6 protein-coding genes are annotated in these 6689 nt (G+C 39.5%); 5 read left to right on the top strand and 1 reads right to left on the bottom strand.

Features of this window, described 5'->3' with window-relative positions; genetic code table 11:
* The 4 genes from ACEO2X_RS08895 to ACEO2X_RS08880 all read left to right on the top strand — a co-directional run.
* Window positions 1–158: transposase domain-containing protein (locus ACEO2X_RS08895; RefSeq protein ID WP_371971734.1), on the top strand; the 158-nt coding region annotated here is incomplete at its 5' end.
* Window positions 149–1639 (top strand): ABC transporter permease, encoded by a 1491-nt coding sequence (locus tag ACEO2X_RS08890; RefSeq protein WP_371971731.1) that lies wholly within the window; start codon window positions 149–151, stop codon window positions 1637–1639. The genes ACEO2X_RS08895 and ACEO2X_RS08890, both read left to right, overlap by 10 nt.
* Window positions 1640–1994: 355 nt before the next feature.
* Complete coding sequence (locus ACEO2X_RS08885) at window positions 1995–3542, top strand: long-chain fatty acid transporter (protein WP_371971728.1); 1548 nt, start codon at window positions 1995–1997, stop codon at window positions 3540–3542.
* 309 nt (window positions 3543–3851) lie between these two features.
* A complete protein-coding gene (locus ACEO2X_RS08880) occupies window positions 3852–5072 on the top strand; it encodes an OmpP1/FadL family transporter (protein WP_004975428.1) in 1221 nt (406 codons plus the stop codon).
* 72 nt (window positions 5073–5144) lie between these two features.
* Here ACEO2X_RS08880 and thrH read toward each other — a convergent pair whose 3' ends face one another.
* Complete coding sequence (thrH, locus tag ACEO2X_RS08875) at window positions 5145–5762, bottom strand: bifunctional phosphoserine phosphatase/homoserine phosphotransferase ThrH (RefSeq protein WP_096901782.1); 618 nt, start codon at window positions 5760–5762, stop codon at window positions 5145–5147.
* A 193-nt stretch (window positions 5763–5955) separates the two neighbouring features.
* Here thrH and ACEO2X_RS08870 point away from each other — a divergent pair, with 193 nt between their 5' ends.
* Window positions 5956–6687 carry a phosphoadenylyl-sulfate reductase gene (locus ACEO2X_RS08870; RefSeq protein WP_371971725.1) on the top strand — a complete coding sequence of 244 codons (732 nt, stop codon included), beginning with the start codon at window positions 5956–5958 and terminating at the stop codon, window positions 6685–6687.
* Window positions 6688–6689 lie beyond the last annotated feature (2 nt).

Genomic DNA, 6689 nt, shown 5'->3' with positions numbered 1-6689 from the left:
AGCGAGCGGCGAATATCATGACTTTAATCCAGTCAGCAAAGCTGAATGGCTTGGATCCGTATGCCTATTTAAGTGATGTGCTGAAAAGGTTACCGACACACAAAGTGACCCAAATTGAAGAATTGCTACCACACCGCTGGAAACCTAAATCGAATTAAAAAATAGGTATGGGATTCAGCGGACGCTTACGTTGGGTGTGGGTATTCTCACCATCCTGATTGGTACAGGCAGCGCATGGATTGTAACAGCGTATCAATTCCGAGGTCGTGCATTTTTAGATTGGGCCTTACTGCTGCCTTTAGCCGTACCAACTTATATTATTGCGTATAGTTATATCGACATTTTGCACCCCATTGGTCCTGTGCAAAGTATCCTGCGGGATGGGTTTAATTTAGAATTACAACAATTTTGGTTTCCTAATATTCGTACCGTTTGGGGCGGCATCTTCTTGCTTAGCTTTGTGCTGTATCCGTATGTGTATTTAAGCACCCGTGCAATGTTTCTGATGCAATCAGCCAGTTTAATTGAGGTTGCACGTACATTAGGATTAAAACCCGATCAAGTGTTTTTACGTGTTGCAATTCCACTGGCACGTCCTGCAATTGCTGTGGGCACTAGTCTGGTTTTAATGGAAACCATTAATGATATTGGTGCAACAGAATTTTTAGGCATTAAAACCTTAACTTTGTCGATTTATTCAACCTGGACTAATCAATCTGACTTGGCTGGCGCAGCGCAAATTGCCATTTTCATGTTGATGATCATTACCTTATTGGTTTTGGTGGAACGTTTAGGTCGACGTAAACAGCGCTATATGAACTCTGCACAACGCAGCCGTTTAATGCCTGCACAATCGGTCAAAGGTACTAAAGCACTTTTATTATTGGGTTTAGGTTTAATTCCTGTCTGTATTGGCTTTTTAATTCCAACCAGTCATTTATTGGTCGAATCCTATAAACGTATTCAATATGCAGGGTTCTCAGATTATCTGATCCAAGCATCCATCAACACACTGACGCTTGCCAGTATTGCCACCATCGTCACCATTTTGATTGGCTTCTTTATTGTTAGTGCTGCACGTTTTAGCAAACATAACTGGTTTAGCCGCATTTCTAGCTTAGGTTATGCCATTCCAGGAACCGTTTTAGCGATTGGTCTCATGCTGGCTTTGGGTAAAATTGATCATACCATTGCCGACTTTTTAGAATTTAAATTAGGGATACACACAGGTTTATTATTCCTCGGCACTAGTTTTACCCTTATTTATGCTTATGCTGTGCGTTTTTTAGCTATTTCAGTAGGTGGCATTGAGTCAGGCTATAACCGTATTCATGGTGTTTTTGATGATGCTGCACGTAATTTAGGACAAAACAGCTTTGCGATTTTATGGCGTGTGCACTTGCCATTATTGCGTCCTGCCATTATTTCTGCAGCTTTATTAATTTTTGTAGACTGCATGAAAGAGCTGCCAGCAACTTTATTGCTCCGTCCTCTAAATATGGAAACACTCGCTACCCAATTGTATGCAGAAGCTTCTAGAGGAACCTATGAAGATGGTGCTGTGGCTGCCTTGCTAATTGTATTGGTCGGTCTTATTCCTGTTATTTTATTGGCAAAGCTTGGAAAAACCACACGTTGATCTGTCCCATTGTTGCTAAATATGCAGAGCAACAATGGGTTTTAGAATAAAAATAGTATTTTTTTTAACCAATCAAAAACACCCTACCAAATGCGAATTTATTAATTTTATTTCTTATTTATCAAATACTAATAGATAAAAAACACCTCTTTATTAGAACAAATACTCTATTTGGTTTAATTTTTATACTGATGAGTTTTTTCTAGAGCATTTACTCTTATTTTAATTGTGATATTTTTGTCACATGGAGTAACAAATGGTCTCGGTTTGCACAAGTCGAAATCATCCTAAATGAAAGCTTAAAGCATCAACAAAAACTGTCATAAAAGACTTTATAGCCCAAGGGAAATGTATAATGAAATTAAAAGCACTAAGCACAGCAATGATTTTAGCAACTGTACCAATGACAGGTGCTTTTGCTGCAGCTCTAGATCGTTCTGGTCAATCTATTGCTGCGTTCTTACAACCGGGCAACTATTTTGAAGCAGGTATTTCTGTATTAGATCCAAATGTTTCTGGTAAAGAAGCAGGCACAAGTGATACTCGTCGTAGTATTGGAGATATGGCAGGCGATTATTATTTCCCTAGCGCAGCCCTAAAACTTCAACCAACAAAAAACTTCTCATTTGGTATTTTATACGATCAACCATATGGTGCTGATGCTGCTTATACTGGTAACAATGTTTTCGTTTCAGATGCGACCAATACAATTCTAGCACCTGAAGCTTTGGCTGGGATTCGTCAAACCACCATTGATACACAAGTTGCAGCAAATCTTCCTGGAGCATTAGCTCAAAATCTACAAGCAGGCATAGATAGTACTGTTTCAGCCCAAGCTGCTGGACTTGTTGCAAGTGGTGCTGCCCCTACTCAAGCAATTGCAGAGTCTGTAATTCGTAGTAATACTGCTGCGATGACAACGATTGAAAATGGCGTTACAGCTGCAATCACTCAAAATGTTCAAAATGCGGTGACTCAAGCAGTTGATGCTGGTTTGACTGACGTAAATCGCCTATTAGGAACAGGAAATACCAGCGTAGAAGTTGATACACAAAACCTTTCTTTTATTGCTGGCTTCCAACCTACTGAAAATTGGAATATTTATGGTGGTGCCGTTTACCAAACCATTAAAGGTAATGTAGCACTTCGTGGACAAGCATATAGCCTATTCAATGGTTATGATGCATCAATCCCTGAAGATAGTGCAATGGGCTGGTTAGCTGGTGTTTCATACCAAATTCCTGAAATTGCCTTAAAAGCATCTTTGACATATCGTTCAGAAATTGATCACGATGTTAATGTGCGAGAAACACTACCAACACTTAAGGCATTAGCTTTATTACCGAATGGTGCGGCAGCAGCAGGTGCTATCGCAACTTCAGAAGGTAAAACCACTATTACTACGCCACAGTCTGTAAATTTAGATTTACAAACTGGAATCATGGCAAATACTGTGGCATTTGCAAACTTACGCTGGGTAGAATGGTCTAAATTCTCGATCCGCCCACATAAATTTGGTCTTGTAAGTGAGGCTGTAGGTCCTCTAGTTCAACGTCCTAATGGCTTTAATCTAGTTGAATATGAAGATGACCAAATTTCTGCAACTGTAGGTGTTGGTCGCAAATTAAATGACCAATGGGCTGGTAACGTGTCTGTAGGATGGGACTCTGGCGCAGGTAACCCTGTATCAACTCTTGGTCCTACTGAAGGTTATTGGAACGTTGGCTTAGGGGTTCAATACTCACCTGCTCCAAACTACTTTATTGCAGGTGGTGTAAAATACTTCATGTTAGGTGATGCAAAAGCCCAAACTGGTGCTCAAGCAGGCGGTTCTGATTATGTTGCAGAGTTTGAAGACAACGATGCATGGGCATACGGTTTAAAAATCGGTTACCGCTTCTAATTCAATTTTTTTCAAAAGAGCCACCCTTCGGGGGTGGCTTTTTTTGCACTTAAAACTACTCGTTTTTATACAAGTGTTAACTAATGTTTAAATTTAAAGCAATTAAACTCATATTTACCCAAACATCACCCTAATAAATTATTTAATAAAATTCATTTACTTAAGACTTTAAAATAGTACTTTTACTCTAATCAACTGCTATTTATAACTTATTCAGTTCATTTATTCTGCGAAATTGAGCATTTACTCTTTTTTCAAATGTGTTACTTTTCCTGCACTTTTTGTTACATAAAGCATCAGGGAACGACCATGAAGCTCAATAGAATTTATTCGGCTATTTTACTTAGCACTCTCCCACTTACACCTGCGCTTGCTGCTGGTTTAGACCGTTCCGGTCAATCTATTGCTGCATTTTTACAACCGGGTAATTATGCAGAAGCAGGTATTTCTATTTTAGATCCAAATGTATCTGGTCAAGACAAAGATAAACACCAAGCAGATGACATGGCAGGTGATTATTACTTCCCACACGCTGCATTAAAAGTTCAAGCAACTAACAAAGTGTCGATTGGTTTAATTTACGATCAACCTTTTGGCGCCGATGCTGAATATTTTGGGAACAATAATTTTGTTGAAAGTAGACCTGTACCATTTCAAGGCAGTACTTCTGTTGTGGTTGATACCCAAAATTTAAACCTGTTAGTGGGTTATCAACCTAATGAAAATTGGAATCTATATGCTGGTGCTGTATATCAGACAGTAGATGGTACTGTTATTTTACGTGGTACTGCATATTCAGCCTTTAATGGTTATGATTTTAAAACAGGTGAAGATGAGTCTGTGGGTTGGTTAGCGGGTGTTGCTTATCAAATCCCTGAAATCGCACTTAAAGCTTCTGTTACTTACCGCTCTGAAATTGAGCATGAAATGACTGCTTATGAAAACTTTGGTGCAATAGGATTTACCCAAATCCCTACACTAGATGCAACTATGACGCAAATTAGTTCTACTACAGGTAAAACACAACTAACAACACCACAATCTGTCAATCTAGATTTCCAAACGGGAATTATGGCGAACACCGTTGCATTTGCAAACCTTCGCTGGGTGGACTGGTCAAATTTTAAAGTACAACCATACAAATTTGGCAAGCTTACTCAAATATTAGGCCAAGCTGGTTATGTACCCACCAAACCCAATGGATTTAACCTTATTGACTATAAAGATGACCAAATTTCTGCAACTGTTGGTGTAGGACGTAAGTTCAATGATCGTTGGGGTGGTAATGTATCTGTAGGCTGGGATTCTGGTGCCGGCAACCCTGTTACGACCTTAGGTCCAACTGAAGGCTACTGGAGTGTGGGTACAGGTGTTCGCTACTCACCTACCGAAAATTATTTCATTGGTGCAGGATTTAAATACTTCTGGTTAGGTGATGCTGATGCCGTCACAGGTGCACACACGGAAGCAGGCAAGTTTGAAAATAATTACGCTGTTGCATATGGATTAAATATTGGCTACCGCTTCTAAATCAATGCACTGTTAATATCGCATAAAAACAAAGGGCATCAAATGATGCCCTTTATTGTATTCAGCTTCAAATTAAGCTGGAATATCTCGTACCGAAGCACCACGAATTGCTTCTTTTAATGCTGCATAACCATGAATTGCAGGGAATTGTGGGAATTCTGCAATCACATTATCAGGTGCATCAAATAAGAAACCTTTGTCCGCTTCACCTAGCATCGTGGTGTCGTTATACGAATCACCTGCAGCAATTACACGGAAATTTAAACCGTGTAATGCTTTAACCGCCTGGCGCTTTTGGTCGGGTTGACGCAATTTGTATGCTGTAATCATGCCATTTTCATCTGTTTCTAATTTATGACAGAAAATGGTTGGCCAGCCCAATTGCTTCATCAACGGATGTGCAAACTCATAGAACGTGTCTGAAAGAATAATCAATTGGAAGTGTGTGCTCACCCACTCTACAAACTCTTTCGCGCCCGGGAATGGCCCCATGTCTGCAATCACGGCCTGAATATCATTTAAGCCCAAGCCATGCTGCTTTAAAATATTTAAACGCTGAGTCATCAACACATCGTAGTCTGGAATATCACGTGTAGTTGCTTCAAGTTCTTTAATGCCAGTTTTTTTAGCAAAGTTAATCCAAATTTCTGGAACTAACACACCTTCAAGATCAAGACATACGATTTCCATGGGTTCTCCCAAAATACCTGTAAAAATTTTTCCCTATCATAGCCGAAGATTCGGTTTTTGCCTTGTTCTTTTTAAATCTATTTAGTTCATAAGCATTTATTTTTTAGTGATAATAGAGTTTTGACAATTCTATTAAAATAAGCGCTTAATTCAGTAAGATTAGCTTCTCCAAGCCGAATGCTAGGAACATATAATGACCACCATTCCAACTATAGATATCGTTGATGCACTCGCAACCGAATATGCAGACAAATCGCCTAGCGAGATTTTAAAACTTGCTTTGAATCAGCAGGGTGAAGTTGCAATTTCTTTTTCTGGCGCAGAAGATGTGGTACTGATTGATATGGCGTCTAATTTAGGTTTGCCATTTCGTGTATTTAGTTTAGATACAGGACGTTTGCATCCTGAAACCTATCAATTTTTAGAAACTGTACGCAAATATTATAATATTGAGATCGAAATTTGCTTTCCTGAAACCGAAACAGTCCAACAATTGGTACAAGAAAAAGGCTTATTTAGTTTTTTTGAAGATGGACATCAGGAATGTTGCGGAATTCGTAAAGTTCAGCCTTTACGCAAAAAGCTGGCAACACTAGATGGCTGGATTACAGGACAACGTAAAGACCAAAGTCCGGGTACACGCCAAGATATTCCTGTCGTACAAGCAGATGCAGGATTTTCAGGTCCTAACAAGCAATTAATCAAATACAATCCACTGGCAAACTGGTCAAGTAGTGACGTGTGGAATTACATTCGCATGATGGAAATTCCATACAATCGTTTGCATGAAAAAGGTTTTATTTCGATTGGCTGTGAACCTTGCACCCGCCCTGTACTCCCAAACCAACATGAACGCGAAGGTCGTTGGTGGTGGGAAGAAGCTACGCACAAAGAATGTGGTCTGCATGCAGGAAATCTCAAATAATC

The sequence above is a fragment of the Acinetobacter sp. AL9 genome (assembly GCF_041464035.1).
Classification (GTDB): domain Bacteria; phylum Pseudomonadota; class Gammaproteobacteria; order Pseudomonadales; family Moraxellaceae; genus Acinetobacter; species Acinetobacter towneri.
This window is presented reverse-complemented; position numbering and strand designations above follow the sequence as displayed.